Origin of the sequence: Bradyrhizobium sp. SZCCT0153, assembly GCF_018129995.1 — a bacterium.
Lineage (GTDB): Bacteria > Pseudomonadota > Alphaproteobacteria > Rhizobiales > Xanthobacteraceae > Bradyrhizobium > Bradyrhizobium japonicum_G.
Genome location: NZ_JAFCKS010000001.1, coordinates 692,002 through 718,350, shown reverse-complemented (window position 1 = coordinate 718,350; position 26,349 = coordinate 692,002). Strand labels below are relative to the sequence as shown.

Here is a 26,349-nt window from a genome sequence, read left to right as displayed (position 1 = left end):
GCTCAACCGTGATGCACACGGCGCGAAATCTTTCACGCCAGGGGCTTTTTTCGGCCCCGAGCCTATGGACTGAACGGATGGTGGTACCGCAAATTGGGTCTTTGAACGAGCATTCGCGATGACCGGAATGGACCGCCCGACCGATGAGCTTGCGTACCCGGCTACTGATACTCGTGATCGCGGCCATGCTGGTGCCGGCAAGCCTCGTCGGGCTGCGTTTCATGCAGAACAGGACCAGCGAAATCAACGCCGCCCTGGCCAATCTGGCGGCGTCGGCTGACGAGATTGCAAGCGATCTGAGCGAAAAGATTCAGGGCACCGCCCAGCTTCACTATGGGCTGGCCCGTGCGCGCGACCTCGACACGCGCGACAAGGCGGCGTGCTCGGCTTTCCTCTCCGATGTCCGCGAGGAATATCCTCAGTTCACCGGCATCCTGACCATCGATCCGGACGGCAGCCTGTTCTGCGACTCGCTGCGGACCAACCGCACCCTCGATCTGAGGGATCGCGCCTATTTCAAGCAGGCCCTGGTTTCGCACGGCGTCGTGCTGGAGCCGGTCTTCGGCCGGCTGACCGGAATATCGGTGCTCCAGATCGCATATCCGGTGCGATCGGAGGCAGGCGCGCTGAAACTGATCCTGCTCGCATCGTTCAATCTGCGCAAATTCGCCGAGTACCACCACAAGCGGCTGCTTGGCGAGAAGGAGGTGCTGCTCATCGACGGCAAGGGGACTGTTCTCGTCGCCCCCTCGGGAGCGGGCTGGGCCGAACCCGTGGGCGCGTCGATTGCAGGATCCCACCTGCTGCGCTTCGCGACAGCTCCGGGTCAGAAGGCGTTTCAGGAAGTGACCGATCGCGAGGGCCGAACGCAGGTCTGGGCCGTCGCCCGCTCGCCTTCGACCCGTGACGCCGGCCTCTACGTCCTGGTCGGACGGTCCAAGGACGGACTGGTCGCGGCGGCGAACCGCCGGCTCCACGAGGACATGGCGATCCTCGCGGTGGCCTCGCTGCTGCTGCTGGCCGGCGTATGGATCCTCGCCACCGTGAGCGTCGGGCGCCAGGTCGGGCGGCTCGCCACCATGGCGAAGAGGCTTGGGCTCGGCGATCTCAGCGCGCGAATTCCTCTTCCCCATCCGCGCGGCGAGCTCGGCGGATTGATGACCCTGCTCAACGGCACCGCGGAGTCGCTCGAGCAGCAACGCGCGGCCATCGCAGACCTCAACCAGAAGCTCAGCCAATCGCAGAAGATGGAAGCCATGGGCCAGCTCACCGGCGGCGTGGCGCATGATTTCAACAATCTCTTGACCATCATTCTCGGCAATTCAGAGCATCTCGCCGACAGGCTGGCGGGGAACAAGGAATTGCACCGGATCGCCGGCGACATCGCGACCGCCGCCGAACGCGGCTCCGACCTGACCCGGAGCCTGCTCGCCTTCGCGCGCAAGCAGCCTCTGAGGCCGCGAGACATCGACATCGGCGAGAAGGTTCACGAGATGGAGCCGTTGTTGCGCCGTCCCTTGGGCGAGCACATCGAATGCAGCTTCGCGCTCGAACCGCAGGTGTGGCCGACCAGCGTCGATCCCGGCCAACTGACGACTGCGCTGCTCAATCTCGTGCTCAACGCGCGTGACGTCATGCCGCTGGGCGGCAGGCTGACCATCGCGGTGCGCAACGCCTCGCTCGGTGAATCCGACCTCGACGTCAACGGCGAGCCGCGCGCCGGCGACTATGTCATGGTGGCCGTGACGGACACCGGCAGCGGCATGACCGCCGAGGTGGCGAGCCGGGCGTTCGAACCGTTCTTCACGACCAAGGAGGTCGGCAAGGGGACCGGGCTCGGCCTGAGCATGGTCTACGGGTTTGTGCGGCAGTCCGGCGGCGTGGTGCAGATGCAGTCCGAGCCGGGACAAGGCAGCGTCGTCAGGCTGTTCTTTCCCCGCCTTGCAACGCCGCGAAGCGAGCCTTCGTCGCCCGCCGAACGGATCGTCGCTCCCGACGGAAGCGAGACCATTCTCGTCGTCGAGGACGACGACATGGTTCGGGCCTATGTCGAGAACGAACTGAAAGCGCTCGGCTACCGCGTGATCGCGGCGTCGAACGGCCCCGCAGCCCTCGAATTGTTGCGCGGCTCCGGGGATATCGACCTGCTGTTCACCGACGTCGTGATGCCCGGCGGCATGTTCGGGCCCGAGCTTGCCAGGCAAGCAACCCAGCTGCGGCCGGGGCTCAAGGTGCTGTTCACCTCCGGCTACACCCAAAATCCCGTCAAGGCGCCCGACGGGGCCGGCGACGCCCGCGTCCTGACCAAGCCGTTCCGGCGACGAGACCTCGCCGCGGTGCTGCGATCAGCACTATCGGCGCCGTCGCGCTAAGCCTGCGCCGCGGGACTGTTGGTCAGGAGTGCGACGCGAGGAGAAGCGCCGCACCAAGATTGGCGACGAACAAAGCCGCGTCGATGACGAAGATCCTGAGCATCGGGCCCTTCAGCACGGGCCAGTAAGCCACCCCGACGCGCCCACCGCGCATCATGACCGGAAGGTTGTAGGCGAACTGGCTGAAATGGCAGGCGGCAAAGAACAGGAACAGCACAAGCTGCGCCTCGACCGGCTGGAAGAAAAGCGGACGAGCGGTGAGAAGATAGAGCGACAGAAGCCCGATCGGCAGGTTGATGCCGCCCAGAAAGGCTACGCTGGCCGCCAGGGTCGGCGCGATCGGATTGCCGCGCTCTTCGCGCGGCAGCAAAATCTTCAGTGTGTTGGCTTGCGCAATGCTGAACTGGATGAATGCGCCGCCGAACCAGAGCGCGTTGAGGAGGAGGACGAAATCCGAAAGGTGCATGCCTATTTTCCGTAAAAAGCTTCGCTGCGGACCACGCGGCCCGCGTCGTCGAAATCCATGAACTCGCTGGCGCGCGTGTCGCCGAGTCGCCACCACACCGTCAGGCGCGCGATCAACTCGTCCCAGCTCCAGCTCAGGATCTTCAGGTCTGCGCTCTCGATGTGGCCATAGGCCTCGCGCCAATAGGCGCGGATGTTGTCGGCGCCGGTGACGACAGGAGAGCCGGTCAGAGACAGCGCCAGAGGGCTGCGCATCTGCGCATCGTCGGCAAAATGCGCGACGACCGCGTCGATGTCGACCCGGCACCAGCTCGCGCACCATGCCGCGACGAAGCGTTCGGCGGCCCCGCGGTCCATTTTCTGTACGCTCTTGTCCTGTCCGCCCATGGCGCGGCCCTCCCCCAGATCGTTGCCGGAGAGTGGCAAAGCGCGCACCTCATGTCAACCATGTTGACTTGAGACTTGTCAATTGTTGTCGGCTATCGCTTCCATCACGGCCATCCAGGCCACTGCGCCTCGCGTCCCGACGCGATCGAACGCATCACGCATGACCTTGCGCTCGTGGTCCGACGCCGTTTGCTCGATACGCTGCCCCGTGGCCGTCAGGCGCAGCAGCTTGGAGCGATGCTGCTCGGACGACCGCTTCGACGTCAGGAGCTTGCGCTCCAGCAGGAGATTGAGCGGCCGGTTCAGCGCTTGCTTGGAAATGCCGAGGGTCTCGATCAGCGAGCCGATCGCGATGTCGGGCTGTCGCGCCACCACATAGAGGATGCGATGGTGCGGGCGCGACAGACCCTGCTTTGTCAGATAGTCGTCGGCCTCCAGCGTCATGCCGCGCCAGCCGTAGTACATGAGCTCCAGCGCCGCATCGAGATCGTGCAGCTTCTTCAGCGAAGCGCGGTGAAGGCCCGCGGCTTGAGACATCTTTGGCATTGTCAGAAGCTAACCCCTCGCCCGCAGCTCGCGCCGCAGCACCTTGCCGGTCGCCGTCATCGGCAGCGTCTCGGCGAACGCCACGAAACGCGGATATTCGTGGGCGGCAAGCTGCACCTTGACGAACTCCTGGATTTCGCGCGCGAGTGCGTCGCCAGCCGCGAAGCCCGGGCGCAGCACGATCCAGGCCTTGATCGATTCGGTGCGGATCGGATCGGGAATACCGACCACCGCCGCCATCGCCACCGAGGGATGCTTCATCAGCGTGTGCTCGATCTCGGAGGGACCGACGCGGTAGCCGGCGGTGGTGATGACATCATCCTCGCGGCTGACGTACCAGAAATATCCGTCTTCATCCTGCACGCCGAGATCGCCGGTGAGCAGGAATTCGCCGGCATATTTCTTCGCCGTCGCCTCGGGATTTCGCCAGTATTCGAGCATCGTGCACGGGCACGGCTGGCGCACGCCGATGATGCCGCGCTGGCCGCGTGGCTGCTCCTCGCCCTTGTCGTTGACGATGCGGACGTCGAAACCCGGCGTCGCCTTGCCCATCGAGCCGGGACGGATCGGAAACAGGTTCGAGTTGCTGCCGATCACGAGATTGCACTCGGTCTGACCGAACACTTCATGCGCATCGATGCCGAAGGTCTCCCGAACCCAGCCGAGCAGTTCGCCGCCGAGGGATTCACCGCCGGTAAAGATACTGCGCAGCTTGACGCCGGAATGCTTCACGCCGGCCTGCCGCATCAGCTTCAGCGCCGTCGGCGGCAGGAAGACGTTGCGCACGCCGAGATCGGCCATCATCTGCATCGCTGCCTGCGGCTCGAATTTGCGCGCACGGTGACCGACCAGCGGAATGCCGTGGTACCAGAATGCGAACAAGCCGTTGACGAGGCCGCCGATCCAGGCCCAGTCCGCCGGCGTCCACATCAGATCGCCGGGGCGCGGCAGGAAGTTGTGGCACATCTCGACATTGGGGAGGTGACCGAGCACGACGCGGTGCGCATGCAGCGCCCCCTTGGGATTGCCGGTCGTGCCTGAAGTGTAGATGATCAGCGCGGGATCGTCGGCGGAGGTGTCGACCAGGGCGAAGTCGGGCGATGCGGCCTTCACCGCATCCCAGAACGATTTCGTGCCCGCAGGCGCGCGCTCGCCGACGATGTAGACGTTCTTCAGATCCGGCAGACGATCGCGGATCTTGGCGAGCTTCTCCCAGCCGCCCTCGTCGGTGACGATCGCCTTGGCCTGCGAATTCGACAGGCGGAATTCCAGCGCGTCCTCGCCGAACAGCGCGAACAGAGGAATCGAGATCATCGCCGAACGAAACGCCGCGATATGCACGATCGGCAATTCCAGCGATTGCGACAGGAACACCGCGACGCGGTCGCCGCGGGCAAGTCCATCCGCCTTCAGCACGTTGGCGAAGCGGCGCGACATCTCCGCGACCTCGTCGAAGGAAGTGCGCGTGGCGGCGCCGCTCTCGTCGACATAGACCAGCGCGAGCCGGCCCGTGCCCTCGGCGTGACGATCGCAGCAGGCTTCCGCCATGTTGAAGTGCGCCGGAACGTCCCAGCGGAAGTTGCGATAGAGCTCGTCGTAGGTCTTGGCTTCGGTGAGCATGCACCAGATCCTATCGTACGGTCGCGAAGAACTTGCGGACATCGCGCACGAACAGCTCCGGCTGCTCGAATGCGGCGAAATGGCCTCCCTTCTCCATCGCGCTCCAATGCGTGATACGGGAAAAGTTCGGCTCCATCCAGCGCCGTACCGGCGTGATGATCTCCTTGGGGAACACGGCAACCCCGGTCGGCACGGTGACTTTCGGCGTGGTGCGGCGCTTGCCAAAGCTTTCCCAATAGAGCCGTGCGGAAGAGGTCGCCGTCTGCGTCGCCCAATAGAGCATGACGTTGTCGAGCAGCTCGTCCTTGTCGAAAATGTTCTCGGGATGGCCATTGCAGTCGGTCCAGGCCCAGAATTTCTCCAGGATCCAGGCCGCCTGCCCGCTCGGCGAGTCCGTCAGCGCGTAGCCGAGCGTCTGCGGGCGCGTCGATTGCTGCTTGGAGTAGCCGGAATCGAGGTCGACATAATGCTTGAGGCCGGCAAGCGCGCGCTTCTCCTCGGGTGTCGGCTCGCCCTCGACCTTCGGCGCCGCGTTGAAGGCGAGCGTGATGTGGATGCCGGCGCAATGCCCGGCGTCCTGCGCGCCGAGCGAGGTCGTCACCGCCGAACCCCAGTCGCCGCCCTGCGCGCCATAGCTGACATAGCCGAGGCGATCCATCAGCTTGGCCCAGGTCGCGGCGATGCGATCGACGCCCCAGCCGGTGGTCTTCGGTTTTGCGGAGAACCCAAAGCCCGGCAGCGAGGGACAGATCACGTGGAACGCATCCGCGGGATTGCCGCCATGCGCGGCGGGATCGACCAGCGGCGCGATCACTTTCTGGAATTCGACGATCGAGCCGGGCCAGCCATGGGTGATGATCAACGGCAGCGCTGATGGTTCTTTCGAACGGACGTGCACGAAGTGGATGTCGAGCCCGTCGATCTCGGTCGTGAATTGCTCGAAGCGGTTGAGCTTTACCTCTCGCGCGCGCCAGTCATAGCCATCAGCCCAGTAACCGCAGATCTCCTGGATCCATGTCAGCGGCGCGCCCTGGCTCCAGTCGTCGACCAGCTCCGCCTCCGGCCAGCGCGTGCGGACGAGGCGTGACTTGAGGTCGGTGAGGATGTCGTCGCTGACGGCGATGCGGAACGGCTTGATGACGGTCATCGGTTGCTCCCGATTTATCTATCGGGAGAGAGTAGACCGAACGGGCGCCGCTTCAAAGGTGCCCCCTTCCCCCCACTAGGGGAACGGGGACGAGCTCAGCCAGTCAACGCAGCTTTCACGAGACCGGATGCTTTGCCGAAATCCATCTGCCCGGCGTATTTCGCCCTCAGCACCGCGATCACCTTGCCCATGTCCTTCATGCCGGCTGCGCCCGTCTCCGAGATCGCATCCGAGATCGCCTTCTTCACCTCGTCATCCGCCATCTGCTTCGGCAGATACGCCGAGATCACCGCGATCTCCTCGCGCTCCTGCGCGGCGAGCTCGGCGCGGCCGCCCTTGTCGTAGAGCTCGACCGATTCCTGGCGCTGCTTGATCATCTTCTGGAAGACGCCGAGCAGGTCCGCATCCGACAGCGGCGGCTTGCCGCTGCCGCGCGCTTCGATGTCGGCGTTCTTGATGGTCGAATTGACCATGCGCAGCGTGGACAGCTTGCGCTCGTCCTTGGCCTTCATGGCCTCCTTGACCGCATTGTTGATGTCGTCGCGCAGCATGATCGTGATCCCTTCGAATATCCGACGCCTGATCTAGGCCGTTCGCGTCCCTGAGACAACCGGGGGTCCCAGCCATTCGACCAGCGCCCGCACTGTCGCCTCAGGCTGCTCCGGTTGCGGCAGATGCCCGCAATTCTCCAAAATGACGAGCTTTGCACCGGCGATGCCCTCTACCATCTCCTTCGAGAACGCGTTGGAGATGGTGTTGTCCGCATCGCCTGTCAGCACCAGCGTCGGGCATGTGATCGTCGCAAGCGTGGGCCGCGAATCCACCCGCGCGATGATCGCGGTCTGCTGGCGGAGATAGCCTTCGACGCCGACGTCCTCGCCCTGCTCATCCACGAGCCGGCGAATGCCGGAATCGTCGCGGCGGGAGGGATGCACGAGCTCCGGAAACATCTCCTCGCGCGCGGCACGCAACTCGCCGCGCTTCGCTCGCTCCATCAGGCTGCGGCGGCGCAGGGTCGCTTCCGGCGTATCGGGCCGGGCCTGGGTGTTGATCAGTGCGAGCCTCAAAACCCGCTCGGGCGCCTGGCGCATGATCTCGAACGCGATGTAGCCGCCCATGGAATGGCCGGCGAGCGCGAAGCGCGGCGGCGCCTCGCTCAGAACGCGGCGGGCGATCGCCGCCATGCTGTCGTCGCGGATATGGTTGGCGACCATCACGGGGCCAAAACGCCAGAGCGCCGGGATGACCGGGGCATAGATCCGGGCCGAGGAGGCAAGCCCCGGAACCAGCACGATCGGGGTGGTCTGATCCATTATTGCCTCTCAAGCCCCGGAATTTGCCGGAAATTATTCTGCAGAGCTTTAAGTGCCGGGCGGGAGCTGTCAAATATGCAAAAACGCATGTGAATCGGCGCTTCTCCGCTTTGACGCCGGCGTCCGCTGGGACTATGAACCGGGCTCATGACACAACATGACAACGATCCCGCTTGGCCGGACCACAAACCGACCGCGCTGTTGGTGCTTGCCGACGGCACGGTGCTCGAAGGCTTTGGCCTTGGCGCCGAGGGCCACGCCGTCGGTGAGGTCTGCTTCAACACCGCGATGACCGGTTATGAGGAGATTCTCACCGATCCCTCCTATGCCGGCCAGCTCATCACCTTCACTTTCCCGCATATCGGCAATGTCGGTACCAACGAGGAAGATATCGAGACGGTGAACATGGCCGCGACGCCGGGCGCGCGCGGCGTGATCCTGCGCACCGCGATCACCAATCCCTCCAACTACCGCGCCACCAAGCATCTCGACGCCTGGCTCAAGGCGCGCGGCATCATCGGCCTCTCCGGCATCGACACGAGGGCGCTGACCGCGCTGATCCGCAGCAAGGGCATGCCCAACGCCGTGATCGCACACGCCAGGAACGGCGAGTTCGACCTGCATGGCCTCAAGGAAGAAGCGCGCGAATGGCCGGGCCTCGAGGGCATGGACCTCGTGCCGATGGTCACCTCCGGCCAGCGCTTCACCTGGGACGAGACACCGTGGCTCTGGGACAAGGGTTTTGGCCGGCAGGACAAGCCTGAGTTCAACGTCGTCGCCATCGACTACGGCATCAAGCGCAACATCCTGCGCCTGCTCGCCGGCGTCGGCTGCAAGGTGACGGTGGTGCCGGCGACGACCTCGTCCGAAGACATTCTGGCGATGAAGCCGGACGGCGTGTTCCTGTCCAACGGTCCGGGCGATCCGGCCGCGACCGGCAAATACGCCGTGCCTGTGATCCAGGACGTGATCAAGTCGGGCACGCCGACCTTCGGCATCTGCCTCGGTCACCAGATGCTGGGCCTCGCCGTCGGCGCCAAGACCAGAAAGATGCATCAGGGCCACCACGGCGCCAATCATCCCGTCAAGGACGAGACCACCGGCAAGGTCGAGATCACCTCGATGAACCACGGCTTTGCCGTGGACGAGAAGACCCTGCCGAAGGGCGCGACGCAGACCCACATCTCGCTGTTCGACGGCTCCAATTGCGGTATCCAGCTCGACGGAAAACCGGTGTTCTCGGTGCAGTATCACCCCGAGGCTTCACCCGGTCCGCGCGACTCGCACTATCTGTTCCAGCGCTTTGCCGATCTGATGCGGCAAAAGAAGAGCGCGTAAGGCGCTCTCGCGAGAGCACTTCCACGACAAAAGCCCGGGTCCGCCCCGGGCTTTGTCATTTTGGCGCGCGCCTAGCGCGAGGCCGGAGCGACGGAGGAACGTCGCTTGACGACCTTCGTTGATTCAAACTATTCCGCGCAGGAGCCCCGCCATGGCCGTCGTCCGCGACAATGCCGAGCCACTCGCCATCGTGTTCGAGGATGACGGGCTCGTGCCGAACAACGTTCTCCCCTTCCTGGTCTATCAGGGCGCGGTGAAGCTCGATTCCACGCAGCCGGAAGAGACGATCGAGAGCCTGTTCGAAGCGAACGGCTGGGGCGGCACGTGGCGCAACGGCGTCTTCGACTATCTGCACTATCACGCGACGGTGCATGAGGTGCTCGGCGTCGCGCGTGGCAGCGCCCGTGTTCGCTTCGGCGGCGATCATGGCCAGGAGCTGGAGATCAAGACGGGCGACGTCGCGATCCTGCCGGCCGGCACGGGACATCAGCGCATCAAGGCGAGCGGCGATTTCTGCGTGATCGGTGCTTATCCACCGGGCGCGAAGATGGAGATCACGCGAGCAACGCCGGACAACCATGCCAAGGCGCTGAAGACGATCCCGAAGGTCGCGCTGCCGCCGGCCGATCCGGTCACGGGCAAGGATGGGGCAATGATGCGCCTGTGGCGGTAGTGAGTCGCGAACGCCAGCTGCACACTCCATCGTCGTCCCGGCGAAGGTCGGGACGACGATGCTGATGCAGTCCGACTACGCCTCGTTGCCGCCTTCCTGGCGCGTGGCTTCGAACAGGAACCAGGTGCGGCGCTCGGTCTCGTCGATGAAGTTTTCGAGGATGCTGGCGCTTGCGACGTCGCCGGCGTCATCGCAGACCTCATGCGCCTTGCGCATCGCGCCGGCGACATGCTTGTTGTCCTGCATCAGCTCGCGCAGCATCTCGCGCGGCGGGACGTAGTCCTCGTTGTTGTCCTTGATGGTCTGGAGCTTCGCGACCTGGCCGATCGACTTCAGCGTGGTGCCGCCGATCTTGCGGACGCGCTCGGCCAGCTGATCGGTGGTGGCGAAGATCTGGTCGGACTGCTCGTCGAGCAGCAGATGATAGTCGCGGAAATGCCGGCCGCTGATGTGCCAGTGGAAATTCTTGGTCTTCAGATACAACGCGAAAGCGTCGGCCAGAAGCACGTTGAGCGCCTCCGAGACCTTCTTGACCCCATCAGGTGCAAGATCGGTAGGCGTGTCGAGATCGGGCGAGACCTTGGTCGGGGCTTTGCTCACGGGAAACCTTCCTGTTAGGACGCGGACATTGACGGCGCGCTGCCGCACCCCTAACGCAATGCGGGCAGCGTCGGTTCCTCTGCCGGAACCGTCTGGCCGGGGGCCTTCGGATACCATGGACGATTGGATCGATTATTACGACTCGACGCATACGATCTATGTCAGCAAGCTGCATCGCGACCTGCACTTCCAGATCATTGCGCGGGACATCATCGCCTACATCTCCTCGCCCGAGGCGACCGTGCTGGACTATGCCTGCGGCGAGGCGCTGTCGGCGACCCAGGTTGCATCGGCTTGCGGCCAACTGATCCTCGCCGAGCCTGCGCCCGGCGTGCGCGGCCGTCTGATTGCGCGGTTTGCCCCGAATACAAAAATTCGTGTCCGCTCGCTCGACGACGTCCGCAAGATGCAGGACCAGTCAATCGATCTCGTCGTGATGAACTCGGTCGCGCAATACATGGCGCCGGAAGAGCTCGATGCCGCGCTCCTCAACATCCGGCGATTGTTGACGCCGTCCGGCAAGCTGGTGCTCGGCGACATCCTCCAGCCTGAGGTCGGCATGTTCAGGGACGTCCTGGCTCTGCTCAGCTTCGGCCTGCGTCACGGCTTTTTGAAAGATGCGCTGATCGGGCTGATCAGCACCGCGCTGTCGGATTACCGTCATCTGCGCACGCGCATCGGACTGCAGCGCTACAGCGAGGAGGAGATCACCGCCAAGCTCAAGGCAGCCGGCTTCGCGGTCCAGCGCGCTCAGCGCAACATCGGCCACAATCGCTGGCGCATGACCTTCATCGCGCGGCCGCCTCTGGTCCGTTAAGCATAACGACTGCCTGGGATGGCCTGTCGCACCCCCGATCGGTAATGATCGCTGCGGCCCGGTGGCGGAAGCGTCTACGCGAGGGCGGTGCATCGCTCTTTATCCTGGTTCAAATCCAGGCCGGGTCTCCAGCCTTCGCTGGCTCCGCCAGCTTCGGCCAGGCGAGCCGTATCGTGGCGAAGGCTGCCTCGACGAAGCACGCCGGGCGTAGTCGGGCGTTGGCGCGCAATCGTCCCAGCCTCAACCCGCGGCAGTCACCTCGCACTCCGACAGCAGCTGAAGCCGGTCGGCATCCTTGCTCGCCGAGTTGATGACGGCATCGAGCAGACCGGGAAAACGCGTGTCCAGATCCTCCCGGCGCAGCCGCATGAAGCGGTTGGTCCCCGCGACGCGCGTCAGCATCAGGCCGCATTCGCGCAGCTTGGCGAAGTGGTAGGCGAGATTCGATTTGCCGGCGAGCCCGCTGAAGTCGCCGCAGCAGAGCTCGCTGCTGACACGTTCCTGCTGGGCGAGCTGGTACACGATCGCCAATCGGATCGGATCGCTCAGGCAATCCAGAACCATCGGCAGCTCGATCTGCTCGCGGGTGGGGTGTAGAGGTGTGCGGCTCATGGTCCGAGAATCATAGCGAACTGGCCGGAATGTTCAATAGTTCTTGAACCAATTGACTCCTGACCTTTCGCATACAATAGTTCAATAAACGTTGAACATGAGGATAGATTCAATGAGCGTGCTCTGGCTGGCCCTGGCCGCCTTCGCGATCGGTACGGAAGGCTTTGTCATTGCAGGGCTTTTACCGGCGATCGCCACCGACCTGTCGATTTCCGTCCCCGCAGCCGGACAGTTGGTCACCGCCTACGCCCTGACCTATGCGGTCGGATCGCCGATCCTGGCGGTGACGCTGAACAATATCGACCGCCGCACCGTGCTGGCCCTGGCGCTGTCCACGTTCATTGCCGGCAACCTCGCGGCGATGGTGGCCTCCAACTACGCCCTGTTGCTGGCTTCGCGCATGCTGATGGCCCTGGGTTCAGGCCTGTGCATGCCGACGGCGCTCGCGGTGTCCGTGGCGGTCGCCGCGCCGGAACGGCGAGGCCGTGCGGTGGCGCTGGTCACCTCGGGCCTCACGGTTGCGACCGTCATCGGCGTTCCCCTCGGCAACCTCGTCGGCAGCCTTCTCGGCTGGCGCGCGACCTTTGCCATGGTCGCCCTGATCGGCGCCGTTGCGCTCGCCGGCCTGCTGCTTGGCCTGCCCCGCGGCCTGCCGCGCAACACGGCTTCGCTCGGCGAACGGCTGGCGGTTGCGCGTCACAGCAATGTCCTGATCGCCCTTCTGATCACGATTTTATGGGCGCTCGGCGGCTTCACCGTGTTCACCTATTTCGCGATCCCGCTGCGCAGCCTTGGCTTCGATGCCTCGCAGATCAGCCTCGCGCTGCTTGTGTTCGGCGGCGCCGCCGCAATCGGGAACATGCTCGGCGGCGTCCTTGCCGACCGGCTCGGCACGCTCGCCACCGCAGGCATCGGGCTCGCCGGCATGGCCGGCGCGCTGATCCTGCATTCGCTGGTCCTGAAGCTGATGCCTGCACAGGCGCATTATGCGGTGCTGGGCGCGATCTTCCTGTGGGGCATCTCGGGATGGGCGTTCTATCCGGCCCAGGTCGCCAGCATCATCCGGATCGAGCCGCAGGCCTCGATGATCGCGCTCTCGCTCAACGCCTCCGCGATGTATCTCGGCTTCGCCGTCGGCGGAGCCCTGGGGGGCGCGGTGCTGGCCACCCTCTCGTCCGACGACCTCGGCTGGATCGGCGGAACGAGCGTTGCCGCCTCGCTGCTGGTGCATCTGGCCCGCGGCTGGCAGGCCCGGCCAAAACCGGTCAAAATTGCCGGTTGATGGGTGTTTTTCGGGGTTTCGCCGCCCCGAAAACTGGTCTAAGACCCACCCGCGCGCAGGGGAGACCACCGCGCTCTCGGCCAAAGGGACGCGCAGCAAGCGCGCCCTTTTTTTGTGCCCAAATTCCACTTCGGCGAGAGTTGATGCCCAAACGTACAGACATCACCACCATCCTGATCATCGGCGCCGGTCCCATCGTGATCGGCCAGGCCTGCGAGTTCGACTATTCGGGCACCCAGGCGGTGAAGACGCTGAAGGAAGAGGGCTATCGCATCGTCCTCGTCAATTCCAACCCGGCCACCATCATGACCGACCCGGAATTGGCGGATGCGACCTATATCGAGCCGATCACCCCCGAAATCGTCGCAAAGATCATCGAGAAAGAGCGCCACGTCATTCCCGGCGGCTTCGCGCTGCTGCCGACCATGGGCGGACAGACCGCGCTGAACTGCGCGCTGTCGCTGCGCCGGCAGGGCACGCTGGAAAAGTTTGACGTCGAGATGATCGGCGCGACCGCCGACGCGATCGACAAGGCCGAGGATCGCCAGCTGTTCCGCGAGGCCATGACCAAGATCGGGCTCGAGACGCCGAAGTCGCGGCTCGCCAACGCCTCCGAACTGAAGAAGTCGTTCCGCGACAAATACCAGGCCGAACGCGCGAAGGCGTCGGGTGCCGCGCTCGAAGAGCTCGAGCGCCAGTGGACACTCGGCGAAAGCGACCGCCGCAAGCGCTATCAGGAATATGCGCTCGGCCAGGCGCTGATGGCACTGTCCGAGATCGGCCTGCCCGCGATCATCCGCCCCTCCTTCACCATGGGCGGCACCGGCGGCGGCATCGCCTACAACAAGGAAGAGTTTCTCGACATCATCGAGCGCGGTCTCGACGCGTCTCCGACCAACGAAGTGCTGATCGAGGAATCCGTGCTCGGCTGGAAAGAGTACGAGATGGAGGTGGTGCGCGACAAGAAGGACAATTGCATCATCGTCTGCTCGATCGAGAACCTCGATCCGATGGGCGTGCACACCGGCGATTCCATCACGGTGGCGCCGGCGCTGACGCTGACCGACAAGGAATACCAGATCATGCGCGACGCCTCGCTGGCGGTGCTGCGCGAGATCGGCGTCGAGACCGGCGGCTCCAACGTGCAGTTCGGCGTGAATCCCGAAGACGGCCGCATGGTCGTCATCGAGATGAATCCGCGCGTGTCGCGCTCCTCCGCCTTGGCCTCGAAGGCCACCGGGTTTCCGATCGCAAAGGTCGCCGCCAAGCTCGCGGTTGGCTACACGCTCGACGAAATCGCCAACGACATCACCGGAGGCGCGACGCCGGCCTCGTTCGAACCGACCATCGACTACGTCGTCACCAAGGTGCCGCGTTTCGCCTTCGAGAAATTCCCCGGTGCCTCCACCACGCTGACGACGTCGATGAAATCGGTCGGCGAAGTCATGGCGATCGGCCGCACCTTCCAGGAAAGCCTCCAGAAGGCGCTACGCGGGCTCGAGACCGGTCTCACCGGCCTCGACGAGATCGAGATCGAAGGGCTCGGCCGCGACGACGACAAGAACGCGATCCGCGCCGCGCTCGGCACGCCGACGCCGAACCGGCTGCTGCAGGTCGCCCAGGCCATGCGGCTCGGCTGGTCGAACGAGGAGATCTTCAACTCCTGCAAGATCGATCCGTGGTTCCTCGGCGAGATGCGCGGGATCGTCGACATGGAGGAGAAGGTCAGGAAGAGCGGCCTGCCCGGCAACGCCTTCGGCATGCGCACGCTCAAGGCCATGGGCTTCTCCGATGCGCGGCTCGCGGTGCTCGCGGAGACGACGGAGGCCGAGGTGACGGCGAAGCGACACGCGCTCGGCGTTCGCCCCGTCTACAAGCGCATCGACACCTGCGCGGCCGAGTTCGCTTCGCCGACCGCCTACATGTACTCGACCTACGAGGCGCTGTTCGCGGGTGCGCCCGCGGACGAGAGCACGCCGTCGGACAAGAAGAAGGTCATCATCCTCGGCGGCGGGCCGAACCGCATCGGCCAGGGCATCGAGTTCGACTATTGCTGCTGTCACGCCTGCTTCGCGCTGCATGACGCCGGCTATGAATCCATCATGGTCAACTGCAACCCGGAGACGGTGTCGACCGACTACGACACTGCCGACCGGCTCTATTTCGAGCCGCTCACCGCCGAGGACGTGCTGGAGATCATCGCCAAGGAGCGCACCAACGGCACGCTGCACGGCGTGATCGTGCAGTTCGGCGGCCAGACCCCGCTGAAGCTCGCGCGCGCGCTGGAAGCGGCCGAAGTGCCGATCCTCGGCACCTCCCCCGACGCCATCGACCTTGCGGAAGACCGCGACCGCTTCAAGCGCGTGCTCGACAAGTTGCGGCTGAAGCAGCCGAAGAACGGCATCGCCTATTCGGTCGAGCAGGCGCGCCTGGTCGCAACCGATCTCGGCCTGCCGCTGGTGGTGCGCCCGTCCTACGTGCTCGGCGGCCGCGCGATGCAGATCATCCGCGAAGAGAACCAGCTCAGCGACTATTTGCTCGGCACGCTGCCGGAGCTGGTGCCGGCCGACGTCAAGGCGCGCTACCCGAACGACAAGACCGGGCAGATCAACACCGTGCTCGGCAAGAACCCGCTGCTGTTCGACCGCTATCTGTCCGACGCGACCGAGATCGACGTCGACTGCCTCTGCGACGGCAAGGACACCTTCATCGTCGGCATCATGGAGCACATCGAGGAAGCCGGCATCCATTCCGGAGACAGCGCGTGCTCGCTGCCGCCGCACTCGCTCGATGCCGCGATGATCGGGGAGCTGGAGCGGCAGACCCGCGAGCTCGCGCTCGGCCTCGACGTCGTCGGCCTGATGAACGTGCAATACGCGATCAAGGACGGCGAGATCTACGTGCTCGAGGTCAATCCGCGCGCCTCGCGCACGGTGCCCTTCGTTGCCAAGGTGGTCGGCACGCCCGTTGCGAAGATCGCCGCGCGGATCATGGCCGGCGAAAAGCTCGCCGACTTCAAATTGAAGAAGCCCGACTTCAAGCATGTCGGCGTGAAAGAATCCGTGTTTCCGTTTGCCCGCTTCCCCGGCGTCGATACGGTGCTCGGCCCCGAGATGCGCTCGACCGGCGAGGTCATGGGCATCGACAGCTCCTTCGCAGTGGCGTTTGCCAAGAGCCAACTCGGCGGCGGCACGCGGGTGCCGCGCAAGGGCACGGTGTTCGTCTCGGTCCGCGAGAGCGACAAGACGCGCATCGCCGAGGCCGTCCGCCAGCTGCATTCGCTCGGCTTCAAGGTGCTGGCAACGTCGGGCACGGCGCGCTTCCTGACCGACCAGGGCATCCCGACCGAGAAGGTGAACAAGGTGCTGGAGGGCCGGCCGCACATCGTGGACGCCATCACCAATGGCGACGTCCAGCTCGTCTTCAACACCACCGAAGGCCCGCAGGCGCTCGCCGACAGCCGTTCGCTGCGGCGCGCGGCCCTCTTGCATAAAGTGCCGTATTACACCACTCTTTCCGGGGCCGTGGCGGCCGCGCAGGGCATCCGCGCCTATCTGGGCGGGGACCTTGAGGTTCGGACTCTTCAGAGCTACTTTTCGGAAACCTGATCCGAGCGGAAGGCCAAGCCTTGAAGGGTAAGCCTTGAAGGGTAAGCCTTGAAGGGTAAGCCTCGAGGGGGACACCTTGAGGGGGAAGCCTTTTGCTAAGTGACTGGCGATGAAGCCACAATGGCCGGAGGAACTGTCCGGCCATGCGGTTGTTCTGTTCCGGCGCCAAGCCCACATAACATTCCGGCGGCGGCGTGTTCAGCCCCCGGAAACACTGACGAATCAAGGTTGCCGCGCCCTTTGTTTTTCTGGGCGCGCGGCCGAAGGACGAGAGAAGACATGGAAAAGGTTCCGATGACAGCGGGCGGCTTTGCCGCACTCGGGGAAGAATTGAAGAAGCGCCAGTCCGAGGACCGTCCGCGCATCATCGAGCACATCGCGGAGGCGCGCTCGCACGGCGATTTGTCGGAGAACGCGGAGTATCACGCCGCGAAGGAAGAGCAGTCCCACAATGAAGGCCGCATCGCCGAGCTCGAGGACAAGCTGGCGCGCGCCGACATCATCGACATCTCGAAACTGTCCGGCGACACCATCAAGTTCGGCGCCACCGTGACGCTGGTCGACGAGGACACCGAGAAGAAGGCGGTGTGGCAGATCGTCGGCGAGGTCGAGGCCGACGCCAAGAAGGGCCGCATTTCCATCACCTCGCCGCTCGCGCGCGCGCTGATCGGCAAGAAGAAGGGCTCGACCGTCGAGGTCAACGCACCCGGCGGCGCCAAGGCATACGAGATCACCAAGGTGGAGTGGCGGTAGGGATTTGTCGCTGCCGCGTGATGACGTTTTGGAAAGGCCGCGCGATGTGCGGCCTTTTTGTTTCGGCGTGTTCCTGAGCCTGAGGTGAACCCGCGCGCTCACCACTCGTCATTGCGAGCGCAGCGAAGCAATGACGAAGGAGGCCCTACCGTCTCCCCTTCACGTCCAGCGGCACCGCCGCCTCGTACTTCGAATTGTGCAGCACCAGCGAGGTCCGCACGTTGCGCACATGGGGCGCGGCGGTCAGGTGCGTGACGAAATCCTGGAAGGTCGCCATGTCGGGCGCGACGCATTTCAGGATGAAATCGACTTCGCCCGACAGCATCCAGCACTCACGCACCAGCGGCTCGGCGCGGACGAACTCTTCGAAGGCGCGCAAATCCGCCTCGGCCTGGCTGGAGAGATGCACCGCGGCAAACACCGTGACGTCGAAGCCGAGCTTTCGCGCGTCGAGGAGACCGCGATAACCGTGGATATACCCCTCCTCCTCCAGCGCCCGGACGCGGCGCAGGCAGGGCGGGGGCGAGATACCGACGCGCTTGGCCAGCTCGACATTGGTGATTCGACCGTCGGCCTGAATCTCGGTGAGAATTTTCAGGTCGATCTCGTCTAGGTTCCGCGACACGTGATTGGAACTCCTGGGCCTTTGCGACGGTATTGGTGGGTTTGTCGCAATCCTCATAGCGCAGACGCACCGCGCAGCGCAATTTTATTGCGCGTGCAGTGCAATCGAGTTTTGTTCCCTGTTGGAAAAATCCGCCGACAGGGAATGCAATTCTTGCATAGCTCACCAGAAGGCTTAGATTAGCTCTGATATTTCAGCGCCTCCGCGAGGCCTCCCGGCATGTTCCGCGCCCGCGCTGCAATCCCCCGTGAAAGGCGTCCGTCGAAATGTCCGCCCCTGTCCATGCAAAGGTCGTCATTATTGGCTCCGGCCCCGCCGGCTACACGGCAGCGATCTACGCCGCGCGCGCGATGCTCGAGCCGATCCTGATCCAAGGCATCCAGCCGGGCGGCCAGCTCACCATCACCACCGACGTCGAGAACTATCCGGGCTTCGCCGACGTGATCCAGGGCCCTTGGCTGATGGAGCAGATGGAGAAGCAGGCGCTGCATGTGGGGACACAGATCAAGACCGATCTGGTGATCAAGCTCGACACCTCGCAGCGGCCGTTCCGCCTCACCTGCGATAGCGGCGACGTCTATCTCGCCGACACCGTCATCCTCGCCACCGGCGCCCAGGCGCGCTGGCTCGGGTTGCCGTCCGAAGGCAAATTCCAGGGCGGCGGCGTGTCGGCCTGCGCCACCTGTGACGGCTTCTTCTACCGCAACAAGGAAGTCGTGGTGGTCGGCGGCGGCAATACCGCGGTCGAGGAAGCCCTGTACCTCACCAACCATGCCTCGCAGGTCACCATCGTGCATCGTCGCGATCATTTCCGCGCCGAACGCATCCTGCAGGAGCGCCTGTTCAAGCACCCGAAGATCAAGGTGGTCTGGGACTCGGCCATCGACGAGATCTGCGGCAGCGAGAACCCGAACAAGGTCACCCATGTGCGATTGAAGAACGTCAAGACCGGCGCGCTTACGGACGTGAAGACCGACGGCGTGTTCATCGCCATCGGACACGCGCCGGCGACCGAGCTCGTGGCCGGACAGGTCAAGCTGAAACCCTCGGGCTATGTCGAGGTCGCCCCGAACTCGACCGCGACCTCGGTGCCCGGCCTGTTCGCCGCCGGCGACGTCGCGGACGAAACCTATCGACAGGCCGTGACGGCCGCCGGCCTCGGCTGCATGGCAGCCCTTGAGGCCGAACGATTCTTGGCCCTGCGCGCCAGCGAGCGCGCGGCAGCGGAATAAAGATCATGCCTCGAACACGCGACGGATTTACGGATATGGATTGGGACAAGCTGAAGGTGTTTCACGCGGCAGCTGAAGCGGGCAGCTTCACGCATGCGGGCGAGCAGCTCGGCCTGTCGCAATCGGCGGTGTCGCGCCAGGTCTCGGCGCTGGAGCAGGAGCTCTCGGTCTCGCTGTTCCACCGCCATGCCCGCGGCCTGATCCTCACCGAACAGGGCGACCTCCTGTTCCGCACCGCGCATGACGTCTTCATGCAGCTGCAGGCCGCGCGCGCCAAATTAACCGACAGCCGCGAGCGGCCGAGCGGCGATCTCAAGATCACCACCACGCCCGGCGTCGGCATCAACTGGCTGATCCCGCGGCTCGGCGAATTCACCGCGCTCTATCCGGAAATCCGGATCTCGCTGATCGTCACCGACGAGGAGCTCGACCTCTCGATGCGCGAGGCCGACGTCGCAATCCGCACCCGCAAGCCGACGCAGCCGGATCTCATCCAGCGCAAGCTTTTCGCGATGGGCTTCCATGCCTATTGCTCGCCGGACTACATCAAGCGCTTCGGCACGCCGCGCACGCTCGAGGAGCTCGACTCCCACCGTATCATCACGCTCTCCGACGGCAACTTCGCGCCGCATCTTCAGAACCGCAACTGGCTGGTCGAAGCGGGGCGCAACGGCTCGGGTCCGCGCGAGGCCTATTTCAGGGTCAACAACATCCTCGGCCTCGTCCGCGCCTGTCAGCAGGGCCTCGGCATCGCCGCGCTGCCGGACTATCTGATCGAAGAACAGAGCCGCCTCGTACAGCTGTTCGGCGAATCGGATTCGATCCAGCTCGATACGTATTTCGTCTATCCGGAAGAGCTGAAGACGGTCGCACGCGTGCAGGTGTTCCGCGACTTCGTGGTGAGCAAGGCGCAGCGCTGGCCGTCCTGATTTCCGCATGACTGACATGCGGCTCCGGCGCTTGCTGCAAGCCGCGGGTCAAGCTCATACTGCTTGCACGCTGAGCCTTCGCGTTGCGCATTTGTCCCCCTCCTCCAGTGGCGCGGGAGTTCAGTAATCCCTCTTGGAAGGTGATTGTGTCGGCCTCACGTGGCCAATACCTTAAGCCGGACCCTCTCGGGTCCGGCTTTTTTTCTGTCCGATCAGGCTCTCGCCTTCCGCGTGTATTGACAGTTCCACGCATACCCCGCATCATTTGCAAATGATCACGAAGTCGTGCGCAATCGTTTCGAAAAAAGGCCCCCACCCGGGGACCTCGGATTTTTGCGCGCGCTAATACTGCCTTCGTCATCGCAGCAAATCTTCGAAAACCCCGCCGCCTGGACGGGGTTTTTTCATGTGCCTCCGTCTCAGGTTTTTCCCGAGAAGGAGATGGAACATGACCGGTCTACAAGATCATTTGCACGGCCTCTGGCTGCCGCTGGTGACGCCGTTTCGCGACGGCGCGCTCGACGAGAGGTCGCTGCGACGGCTGACGCGGCACTATTGCGGACAGGCCGTCGACGGCTTCATCCTGGGCGCGACCTCCGGTGAAGGCATGACGCTGCGCGAGGCCGAACTCGAACGGCTCGCCGCCATCGTGCGCGACGAGATGGCCGGCGATCGCCGCAGCATTCCGATCTGCCTCGGCCTGTCGGGCGCGGACACCTCGCGGCTGAAGGAGCGTCTCGACGAGACCGCGGACTGGCCGATCGACGGATATCTGATCGCGAGCCCCTATTATGTTCGGCCGTCGCAGCGCGGGCTGCTGGCGCATTTCGAAGCCCTTGCCGACCACGCCGCCTGGCCGATCGCGCTCTACAACATTCCCTATCGCACCTCGGTCAACATCACCAACCAGACGCTGCTGCGGCTGGCCGAGCATCGCAACATCGTCGGGCTGAAGGATTGCGGCGCGAGCCGCGAGCAATCCATCGCGCTGCTGCGCGACCGTCCCAAGAGTTTTCGCGTGCTGACCGGCGAGGACGTAAATTATCATGAGGCGCTCAGCGACGGCGCCGACGGCGGCATCGTGCTGTCGGCCCATGTCGAGACCGCGACGTTCGCGGCGGTATATGCCGAGCTCAGGCGCGGCAACCATGACGCGGCACAGGCGCACTGGCACGAGGTTGCCGAGCTGACGCGACTGTTGTTCGCAGAGCCCAGCCCCGCACCGGCGAAGTACTGGCTGTGGCGGGCAGGCCTCATCGACAGCCCCGAAGTGCGCCTGCCGATGGTGGAAGTCGGCAGCGAGCTTGCCGCTACGCTCGATCGCGAGATCGAGCGGCGGATGCAGTTGGCGGCGTAGTTCATCTTACCCTCCCCTGGGCGGCACTCCAGGGGAGGGTAAGTGGATTCCGTGGTTAACCGGGCGCGAACGGCCTTCGCTGCTGCCGCATGGCGCGTCCACGGCTCGTTTACGCAATCGCGCCTATCGTTTGCGTTCGACGTCTTTCAAAAGGGGGAATGACCATGGGACAACGCATCCGCCCGACGGCGGCAGACATGTTCGCGCCCGCCGATCTCTTGCGGGGAATTCTGTTGGTGTCGTCGTTCGGGTTCTGGGCGGTGGTGCTCGGCCTGATGCCGGTGCTGGTGTTTCGGATCTGGCTCAGCTGACGCGCATCCCTTTCGGATGGTTAATCCGTGGTAGCACCTGTGTTCGAAAGCGCGCGAAACTGCGACGCGGAATTTTAAAACATCCTGCCTATCGTTCACGTCCATAAGCGAAGAAATCGCGGGGGCGTTTATGAATAGTCATAACGACATGGCGTCGCATTACGACGCCGGACAGCAGGGCTTCACCACCGAGGACATTCTCTGGGCCGCCGGCATCTGGTCGGTGATCCTCACGCTGTCGCCGGTGATCGTGTTCTACATGCTGATGGTGGCGTAACCACCATAGCTATCTCCGAAAACGTAAAACGCGCGGACGTCCGCGCGTTTTTCGTCCGGGGAATGATTTATGAAAATTATGCCGCCTGCTTGTGCATTGCGCCGGACGCCGACGCCGTGCCGCGAATAGCCTTCACTGAACGCTCGATCGCCGCCCACAGCCTTGCGATCTCCTGAGCCGCACGGCTCTCGGCCTGGTATTCCCGCGCGCCCTCGCCGTGGCTCAGCGCCATCAGCAGATCCGAACGGTTGGTGATCTGGCCGCCCCACACCGGAGCACGGAATTTCGCCAGCGCCTCGCGGGCGATGGTCACGATCGGGCTTTCGGACTCGTCGCGGCGCGCCGGCGCACCGTTGAGCACGACCGCGTAGGGCTTGCGCGCCGCACGGCACATCTGGATCGTTTCCTGCACCGCGTTGACGTCGAACACGCCGGGACGGGCGGGGATCACGACCATGGTGGCATTGCGGATGGCGTCGTCGACGACGGCCGACAGGTTCGGCGGCGTGTCGATCAACACCCATTCATAACCGTCGCGCTTGGCAGCGGAGACGATGCCGCTGACCGAGTTCACCGCAGCCTTGATCGGCGGTTCGTTGGTGCCACGCAGCTTGTGCCACAGCGTGAGCGAGCCTTGCGGATCCGCATCGACGAGCAGGATGGGCTTGGTCGCCTTGATCTGCGCGGCAAGATGTGCGGCGAGGGTACTCTTGCCCGAGCCGCCTTTACGCGATGCAAAAACAATAACGTTCATACCTTCGGCCTCCAGATTGACCCCAGGCCGTGAAAATGAATCAGCGCGCTGATTCGGGAAAGAAAAATTTACCGACAGTTGCCTCGCCGCCACGAAATAACAAGGCGTGTTGGCTTTTGAGTCACACTGCGTCGTTCGGCGCTCGACACGAACTGCAATGAAACGCCTTCCGCGCCGGCCAATCGTGCGTTTTTTGAGCAACCGGACCGGACAAGGCGGAATGCAACCTCGCCGCGCAAACCGTCTGGCGACTCTTTTCCATCGCGCGCGGTCGCAATTGTCGCAATCCTTGCGCGCCAGCCGCGCGAACAAAACGAGTCCGGTGGCTGTCGCGGGGCTGAAGCCCGGAAACGCAAATGCCCGGGACCTTGGGCGCGACTACGCGCTTTTGCCCGGGCACGATGAGTTTCAGGCGAGGAACGCTGCGCGCGCGCCCGGCGCTCAGCCTTCGCTTGATTTCTTCTTCTTCGGCGCCGGCTTGGTGGTCTTCTTCGCGGCCTTGGGCGCGATGCTGGTCGGCTTGCCGGCGCGGGCCTCGCCCGGCTCCGGTCCCGGCCGGAAGAAGGCCCGGCACGGCGGCGAGAGCTGCGACTTCTTCTGGATCATGCAGGCGGTGATGGCATCGACGTTCGGTACGAACTCGCCGCACAGCCGCATCGCGTCCGGCGAGCAGGCCTGCTGTTCCTCCGGCGTGTAGGCAAAGCCCGCACCGGGGTGGATCAGGACGGCCAGGGCGATCCCCGCGATCGCAGCAGCCAAGGTTGTCTTAAAGCGGAACGCCGGCATCGATCCCCCCAAATGTCGAGTCGATGCGAATAGTGGGTGAACGGGCGTTGGTTGGCAACGAGGGGCGAGGCGAAAGGTCGGACGTGTGCGGTCTCGGCAACAGCCCCCTCCCCGGCCTCCCCCGCAAGCGGGAGAGGGAGCGCACCTCCTCCTCCGACAAAAAATGCGAAAACAACCCCATGCACAGTAGCCGGGGCACTGAGCGTCCCTGCGAATTTTCATGCTTGCGGATTTTACGAAATCAATTTGACCCGTCGGGCAAAACAGTGGCATGATGGCATGATCGAGGATGCGTGGGGTGGTCGGCTGTCTCCCCCCTTGAGGTGAGGGTCGCATGGCCACCGTATTGATCGTCGCGCCGGTGTTTGCGCTGATCGCGGCCGGCTATGCTGCGGTGCTGTTTCGCTTCGTCTCCGAGGCCGCGCACAAGGGCATCTCCGAATTCGCCTTCAGCATCGCCATCCCCGCGCTGCTGTTCCGCACCATCGTCGTGTCCGAATTCCCCGATGTCAGCCCCTGGCGGATGTGGGGCGCCTATTACGGCGCGCTCGCCATCATCTGGATCGCGGCGCTGGCGCTCTCGGCTCTGCTGCGGCAACGGCGCGAGGATCGCGAGGACGGCGTCGTCTTCGCGATCGGCGCGGTCTACGGCAACATCGTGATGCTCGGCATCCCCATGACGCTCTCGGCGCTTGGCAACGAGGCCGCAGGCCCGATGTCGCTGATCCTGTCGGTGAACACGCCGCTGCTCTGGCTCTGCGGCATCCTGCAGATGGAGCTCGTCAGCCGCAAGCGGACGGGCTCGGTGCTGTCGGTGATCCGGCCCGTGCTCGCGGATCTCGCGCGCAATCCGCTGATGCTGGGGATCGGCCTTGGCGTGGTCTGGCGCTTCACCGGCCTCGGCCTTCATCCCGTCGTCGACAGGACGATCGAGCTGCTCGCACAAGCAGGATCGCCCGCGGCGCTGATCGCGCTCGGCATCAATTTGTTCCGGTTCGAGGTCAAGGGCGAGACGTTGAGCGTCGTCGTGATGAGCGCGCTCAAACTGCTGGCGATGCCGGCGGTCGCGTTCGTGCTGGCAAAACTGCTCGACCTGCCGCCGGTCGCAGCCGGCGTGATCGTGCTGTTCGCGGCGATGCCGACCGGCGCCAACGCGTACATCTTCGCGGTCCAGTATCAGCGGCTGGTGAACCCGGTGTCCGGCGCGGTGGCGCTGGGCACGCTGCTGGCGGCGGTGACGTTACCGGTGGTGGTCATGGTGGTGGCGGGTGTGAAGTAGCTGCTCGCTGTCCCTGCCTGGCGAGCTACGCCTGAATGCCCGGAAAATGACCGTCTTTTGGGGAAATGAAATTCGTTGGTCCGCGAGATGATCTCTGAAGCGCGATGGCTTGAAATGAGATGGCTTGGGACGAGATGGCTTGGGGACGAAGCGTCATCGCGCTGCGGTTCAGTATAAGCAACCGGTGAACGCGGTGTCGGGGACGCTGCTGGCGGGGATGACGTTGCGGTGGGACGGTGAGTGATCCGCTCAAGCAGCCCAGTCCACAATCGCGTCAATGAAAGTCCGAGCTTGTCGGATCGCATCCAGCCGCGTCGCACAGACACCGACCGACACGGTTCGGCCCTTTCCGACCGTCCACTGCCAACCGGACAAATAGCTCATTTCAACGATCGAAAAGCTGACGCCGCGATGTTCCACGGAGAACCTCCGCTGACATGATGCCGTGTCCAAAAAGCCTACTCCAAATGCTGAATATGGTCCAGCCAGCTGAGCCAACAGAGCTGATCTCGGCTGGCGCTCTCGGAGAGCTCGAAACGACCCGGCGAGACCAGGCATAGACGCTAACTTCGTCGTTGACCGTCGCCGTGGCGTACGCGCTCAAACTGCCGGCGATGCCGGCAGCCGCGTTCGTGTTCGCGGCAATGCCGACCGGAGCGAACGCGTACATCTTCGCGGCTCAGTATCGGCGGCTGGTGAACCCGGTGGTCTGGAGCCGTTTGCGCTGGGGACGCTGCTGGCGGCGGTGACTCTACCGGTGGTGGTGGTGGTGGTGGCGCGGTAAGCCCGCTGCCACGATTTTGCCATTGCACGCAAAGGTAGCTATTATGGGATGACAGGCATCACAGGAGGCGGATATGGGACATCGCGAGGGAATGCTCGACGTCATCAAACGCGCTTACGCCGCGCGCGATGACGGTGACGTGGAGGGCCTGGTCGCGGCTTTTCATCCCGAGGGCCTGTTCACGTTGATGGGAGACAAGAGCACGCTCGAACTGACGGGAACTATGCAAGGGCACCCGACCCTGCGCGGGGCTTTCGGCCAATTGATTGCCGACTTCAGCTTCGAAAGCCGCGAAATTCTGGCTGAGTTGGTTGACGGGAATCGTGCCGCAATACATTCCCGCGCTCTCGTTCGACACCACCCAACCGGAAAGACTGCCAGCACCGAGATTCTCGACCTGTTCAGATTTGAGGATGGCAAATTCGCCGAGCTGATTGAGTTCGCGGACACGGCACAAATCAAAGCCATGATCTCCTGACGCG

The 26,349-nt window shown here is 64.1% G+C and carries 27 protein-coding genes; 15 read left to right on the top strand and 12 right to left on the bottom strand.

The features are described from left to right. Window positions 1–143: 143 nt before the first annotated feature. A complete protein-coding gene (locus tag JQ572_RS03610) occupies window positions 144–2,372 on the top strand; it encodes an ATP-binding protein (protein ID WP_211381586.1) in 2,229 nt (742 codons plus the stop codon). A gap of 22 nt (window positions 2,373–2,394) precedes the next feature. Here the strand turns inward: JQ572_RS03610 and JQ572_RS03605 are convergent, their stop codons facing one another. The 7 genes from JQ572_RS03605 to JQ572_RS03575 all read right to left on the bottom strand — a co-directional run bounded on the left by JQ572_RS03605 (window position 2,395) and on the right by JQ572_RS03575 (window position 7,850). Continuing rightward, window positions 2,395–2,838 carry a hypothetical protein gene (locus JQ572_RS03605; protein WP_211381585.1) on the bottom strand — a complete coding sequence of 148 codons (444 nt, stop codon included), beginning with the start codon at window positions 2,836–2,838 and terminating at the stop codon, window positions 2,395–2,397. Between the two features lie 2 nt (window positions 2,839–2,840). Then, the gene (locus JQ572_RS03600; RefSeq protein ID WP_211382402.1) at window positions 2,841–3,224 is read right to left on the bottom strand and encodes a nuclear transport factor 2 family protein; all 384 of its coding nucleotides are present in this window, start codon (window positions 3,222–3,224) and stop codon (window positions 2,841–2,843) included. Between the two features lie 78 nt (window positions 3,225–3,302). Next, window positions 3,303–3,770, bottom strand: a complete 468-nt coding sequence (locus JQ572_RS03595) for a MarR family winged helix-turn-helix transcriptional regulator (RefSeq protein ID WP_211381584.1) — start codon at window positions 3,768–3,770, stop codon at window positions 3,303–3,305. A 9-nt stretch (window positions 3,771–3,779) separates the two neighbouring features. After that, window positions 3,780–5,390, bottom strand: a complete 1,611-nt coding sequence (locus JQ572_RS03590) for an acyl-CoA synthetase (protein WP_211381583.1) — start codon at window positions 5,388–5,390, stop codon at window positions 3,780–3,782. Between the two features lie 10 nt (window positions 5,391–5,400). Next, window positions 5,401–6,537 (bottom strand): epoxide hydrolase family protein, encoded by a 1,137-nt coding sequence (locus tag JQ572_RS03585; protein ID WP_211381582.1) that lies wholly within the window; start codon window positions 6,535–6,537, stop codon window positions 5,401–5,403. A 95-nt stretch (window positions 6,538–6,632) separates the two neighbouring features. Beyond that, the gene (locus JQ572_RS03580; RefSeq protein WP_211381581.1) at window positions 6,633–7,088 is read right to left on the bottom strand and encodes a GatB/YqeY domain-containing protein; all 456 of its coding nucleotides are present in this window, start codon (window positions 7,086–7,088) and stop codon (window positions 6,633–6,635) included. Window positions 7,089–7,121: 33 nt separating this feature from the next. Further along, on the bottom strand, window positions 7,122–7,850 hold the full coding sequence (locus tag JQ572_RS03575; protein WP_211381580.1) for an alpha/beta fold hydrolase: 729 nt from the start codon (window positions 7,848–7,850) through the stop codon (window positions 7,122–7,124). Between the two features lie 147 nt (window positions 7,851–7,997). Between JQ572_RS03575 and carA the strand changes: the two genes are divergently transcribed. Further along, window positions 7,998–9,188 carry a glutamine-hydrolyzing carbamoyl-phosphate synthase small subunit gene (carA, locus tag JQ572_RS03570; RefSeq protein WP_211381579.1) on the top strand — a complete coding sequence of 397 codons (1,191 nt, stop codon included), beginning with the start codon at window positions 7,998–8,000 and terminating at the stop codon, window positions 9,186–9,188. A gap of 151 nt (window positions 9,189–9,339) precedes the next feature. Then, window positions 9,340–9,861, top strand: coding sequence for a hypothetical protein (locus tag JQ572_RS03565; RefSeq protein ID WP_211381578.1), 522 nt, complete (start codon window positions 9,340–9,342; stop codon window positions 9,859–9,861). A gap of 75 nt (window positions 9,862–9,936) precedes the next feature. On the opposite strand, the gene JQ572_RS03560 is transcribed toward JQ572_RS03565, so the two are convergent. Next, the gene (locus JQ572_RS03560) at window positions 9,937–10,461 is read right to left on the bottom strand and encodes a Dps family protein (RefSeq protein ID WP_211381577.1); all 525 of its coding nucleotides are present in this window, start codon (window positions 10,459–10,461) and stop codon (window positions 9,937–9,939) included. A gap of 115 nt (window positions 10,462–10,576) precedes the next feature. Between JQ572_RS03560 and JQ572_RS03555 the strand changes: the two genes are divergently transcribed. Continuing rightward, on the top strand, window positions 10,577–11,278 hold the full coding sequence (locus tag JQ572_RS03555) for a class I SAM-dependent methyltransferase (RefSeq protein ID WP_211381576.1): 702 nt from the start codon (window positions 10,577–10,579) through the stop codon (window positions 11,276–11,278). A 240-nt stretch (window positions 11,279–11,518) separates the two neighbouring features. Here the strand turns inward: JQ572_RS03555 and JQ572_RS03550 are convergent, their stop codons facing one another. After that, window positions 11,519–11,890 carry an ArsR/SmtB family transcription factor gene (locus JQ572_RS03550; protein ID WP_211381575.1) on the bottom strand — a complete coding sequence of 124 codons (372 nt, stop codon included), beginning with the start codon at window positions 11,888–11,890 and terminating at the stop codon, window positions 11,519–11,521. A 112-nt stretch (window positions 11,891–12,002) separates the two neighbouring features. Between JQ572_RS03550 and JQ572_RS03545 the strand changes: the two genes are divergently transcribed. The 3 genes from JQ572_RS03545 to greA all read left to right on the top strand — a co-directional run bounded on the left by JQ572_RS03545 (window position 12,003) and on the right by greA (window position 17,533). Continuing rightward, complete coding sequence (locus JQ572_RS03545) at window positions 12,003–13,172, top strand: MFS transporter (protein ID WP_211381574.1); 1,170 nt, start codon at window positions 12,003–12,005, stop codon at window positions 13,170–13,172. A 143-nt stretch (window positions 13,173–13,315) separates the two neighbouring features. Next, complete coding sequence (gene carB, locus JQ572_RS03540; protein ID WP_211381573.1) at window positions 13,316–16,780, top strand: carbamoyl-phosphate synthase large subunit; 3,465 nt, start codon at window positions 13,316–13,318, stop codon at window positions 16,778–16,780. 279 nt (window positions 16,781–17,059) lie between these two features. Beyond that, complete coding sequence (gene greA / locus JQ572_RS03535; protein ID WP_027534300.1) at window positions 17,060–17,533, top strand: transcription elongation factor GreA; 474 nt, start codon at window positions 17,060–17,062, stop codon at window positions 17,531–17,533. 145 nt (window positions 17,534–17,678) lie between these two features. Here greA and JQ572_RS03530 read toward each other — a convergent pair whose 3' ends face one another. Further along, the gene (locus JQ572_RS03530; RefSeq protein ID WP_027547667.1) at window positions 17,679–18,158 is read right to left on the bottom strand and encodes an Lrp/AsnC family transcriptional regulator; all 480 of its coding nucleotides are present in this window, start codon (window positions 18,156–18,158) and stop codon (window positions 17,679–17,681) included. 266 nt (window positions 18,159–18,424) lie between these two features. Between JQ572_RS03530 and trxB the strand changes: the two genes are divergently transcribed. The 5 genes from trxB (at window position 18,425) to JQ572_RS03505 (ending at window position 22,264) form a co-directional block, all read left to right on the top strand. Continuing rightward, window positions 18,425–19,390: a thioredoxin-disulfide reductase gene (gene trxB / locus JQ572_RS03525; RefSeq protein WP_211381572.1), complete on the top strand. Its 966-nt coding sequence runs from the start codon at window positions 18,425–18,427 to the stop codon at window positions 19,388–19,390. A gap of 5 nt (window positions 19,391–19,395) precedes the next feature. Continuing rightward, entirely contained in the window at window positions 19,396–20,319 is a 924-nt protein-coding gene (locus tag JQ572_RS03520; RefSeq protein ID WP_027534296.1) for a LysR family transcriptional regulator, read from the top strand. 448 nt (window positions 20,320–20,767) lie between these two features. After that, on the top strand, window positions 20,768–21,676 hold the full coding sequence (locus JQ572_RS03515; RefSeq protein ID WP_211381571.1) for a 4-hydroxy-tetrahydrodipicolinate synthase family protein: 909 nt from the start codon (window positions 20,768–20,770) through the stop codon (window positions 21,674–21,676). A 164-nt stretch (window positions 21,677–21,840) separates the two neighbouring features. Beyond that, on the top strand, window positions 21,841–21,987 hold the full coding sequence (locus JQ572_RS03510) for a hypothetical protein (protein ID WP_211381570.1): 147 nt from the start codon (window positions 21,841–21,843) through the stop codon (window positions 21,985–21,987). 130 nt (window positions 21,988–22,117) lie between these two features. Next, on the top strand, window positions 22,118–22,264 hold the full coding sequence (locus JQ572_RS03505; protein ID WP_211381569.1) for a hypothetical protein: 147 nt from the start codon (window positions 22,118–22,120) through the stop codon (window positions 22,262–22,264). Window positions 22,265–22,340: 76 nt separating this feature from the next. On the opposite strand, the gene JQ572_RS03500 is transcribed toward JQ572_RS03505, so the two are convergent. Both JQ572_RS03500 and JQ572_RS03495 read right to left on the bottom strand, forming a co-directional pair. Next, window positions 22,341–23,018, bottom strand: coding sequence for a ParA family protein (locus JQ572_RS03500; protein ID WP_211381568.1), 678 nt, complete (start codon window positions 23,016–23,018; stop codon window positions 22,341–22,343). Window positions 23,019–23,459: 441 nt separating this feature from the next. After that, the gene (locus tag JQ572_RS03495) at window positions 23,460–23,804 is read right to left on the bottom strand and encodes a hypothetical protein (RefSeq protein ID WP_211381567.1); all 345 of its coding nucleotides are present in this window, start codon (window positions 23,802–23,804) and stop codon (window positions 23,460–23,462) included. Between the two features lie 334 nt (window positions 23,805–24,138). On the opposite strand from JQ572_RS03495, the gene JQ572_RS03490 reads away from it, so the two are divergent. The 3 genes from JQ572_RS03490 (at window position 24,139) to JQ572_RS03480 (ending at window position 26,345) form a co-directional block, all read left to right on the top strand. Further along, complete coding sequence (locus tag JQ572_RS03490) at window positions 24,139–25,083, top strand: AEC family transporter (protein ID WP_211381566.1); 945 nt, start codon at window positions 24,139–24,141, stop codon at window positions 25,081–25,083. A gap of 575 nt (window positions 25,084–25,658) precedes the next feature. After that, window positions 25,659–25,832, top strand: a complete 174-nt coding sequence (locus JQ572_RS03485; protein ID WP_249128807.1) for a hypothetical protein — start codon at window positions 25,659–25,661, stop codon at window positions 25,830–25,832. Window positions 25,833–25,940: 108 nt separating this feature from the next. Next, window positions 25,941–26,345, top strand: coding sequence for a nuclear transport factor 2 family protein (locus JQ572_RS03480; protein ID WP_211381565.1), 405 nt, complete (start codon window positions 25,941–25,943; stop codon window positions 26,343–26,345). Window positions 26,346–26,349 lie beyond the last annotated feature (4 nt).

Coding starts and splice junctions, on each gene's coding strand:
- JQ572_RS03610 (WP_211381586.1), top strand. CDS start 144: ATGAGCTTGCGTACCCGGCTACTGATACTCGTGATCGCGGCCATGCTG.
- JQ572_RS03605 (WP_211381585.1), bottom strand. CDS start 2,838: ATGCACCTTTCGGATTTCGTCCTCCTCCTCAACGCGCTCTGGTTCGGC.
- JQ572_RS03600 (WP_211382402.1), bottom strand. CDS start 3,224: ATGGGCGGACAGGACAAGAGCGTACAGAAAATGGACCGCGGGGCCGCC.
- JQ572_RS03595 (WP_211381584.1), bottom strand. CDS start 3,770: ATGCCAAAGATGTCTCAAGCCGCGGGCCTTCACCGCGCTTCGCTGAAG.
- JQ572_RS03590 (WP_211381583.1), bottom strand. CDS start 5,390: ATGCTCACCGAAGCCAAGACCTACGACGAGCTCTATCGCAACTTCCGC.
- JQ572_RS03585 (WP_211381582.1), bottom strand. CDS start 6,537: ATGACCGTCATCAAGCCGTTCCGCATCGCCGTCAGCGACGACATCCTC.
- JQ572_RS03580 (WP_211381581.1), bottom strand. CDS start 7,088: ATGCTGCGCGACGACATCAACAATGCGGTCAAGGAGGCCATGAAGGCC.
- JQ572_RS03575 (WP_211381580.1), bottom strand. CDS start 7,850: ATGGATCAGACCACCCCGATCGTGCTGGTTCCGGGGCTTGCCTCCTCG.
- carA (WP_211381579.1), top strand. CDS start 7,998: ATGACACAACATGACAACGATCCCGCTTGGCCGGACCACAAACCGACC.
- JQ572_RS03565 (WP_211381578.1), top strand. CDS start 9,340: ATGGCCGTCGTCCGCGACAATGCCGAGCCACTCGCCATCGTGTTCGAG.
- JQ572_RS03555 (WP_211381576.1), top strand. CDS start 10,577: ATGGACGATTGGATCGATTATTACGACTCGACGCATACGATCTATGTC.
- JQ572_RS03550 (WP_211381575.1), bottom strand. CDS start 11,890: ATGAGCCGCACACCTCTACACCCCACCCGCGAGCAGATCGAGCTGCCG.
- JQ572_RS03545 (WP_211381574.1), top strand. CDS start 12,003: ATGAGCGTGCTCTGGCTGGCCCTGGCCGCCTTCGCGATCGGTACGGAA.
- carB (WP_211381573.1), top strand. CDS start 13,316: ATGCCCAAACGTACAGACATCACCACCATCCTGATCATCGGCGCCGGT.
- greA (WP_027534300.1), top strand. CDS start 17,060: ATGGAAAAGGTTCCGATGACAGCGGGCGGCTTTGCCGCACTCGGGGAA.
- trxB (WP_211381572.1), top strand. CDS start 18,425: ATGTCCGCCCCTGTCCATGCAAAGGTCGTCATTATTGGCTCCGGCCCC.
- JQ572_RS03520 (WP_027534296.1), top strand. CDS start 19,396: ATGCCTCGAACACGCGACGGATTTACGGATATGGATTGGGACAAGCTG.
- JQ572_RS03515 (WP_211381571.1), top strand. CDS start 20,768: ATGACCGGTCTACAAGATCATTTGCACGGCCTCTGGCTGCCGCTGGTG.
- JQ572_RS03510 (WP_211381570.1), top strand. CDS start 21,841: ATGGGACAACGCATCCGCCCGACGGCGGCAGACATGTTCGCGCCCGCC.
- JQ572_RS03505 (WP_211381569.1), top strand. CDS start 22,118: ATGAATAGTCATAACGACATGGCGTCGCATTACGACGCCGGACAGCAG.
- JQ572_RS03500 (WP_211381568.1), bottom strand. CDS start 23,018: ATGAACGTTATTGTTTTTGCATCGCGTAAAGGCGGCTCGGGCAAGAGT.
- JQ572_RS03495 (WP_211381567.1), bottom strand. CDS start 23,804: ATGCCGGCGTTCCGCTTTAAGACAACCTTGGCTGCTGCGATCGCGGGG.
- JQ572_RS03490 (WP_211381566.1), top strand. CDS start 24,139: ATGGCCACCGTATTGATCGTCGCGCCGGTGTTTGCGCTGATCGCGGCC.
- JQ572_RS03480 (WP_211381565.1), top strand. CDS start 25,941: ATGGGACATCGCGAGGGAATGCTCGACGTCATCAAACGCGCTTACGCC.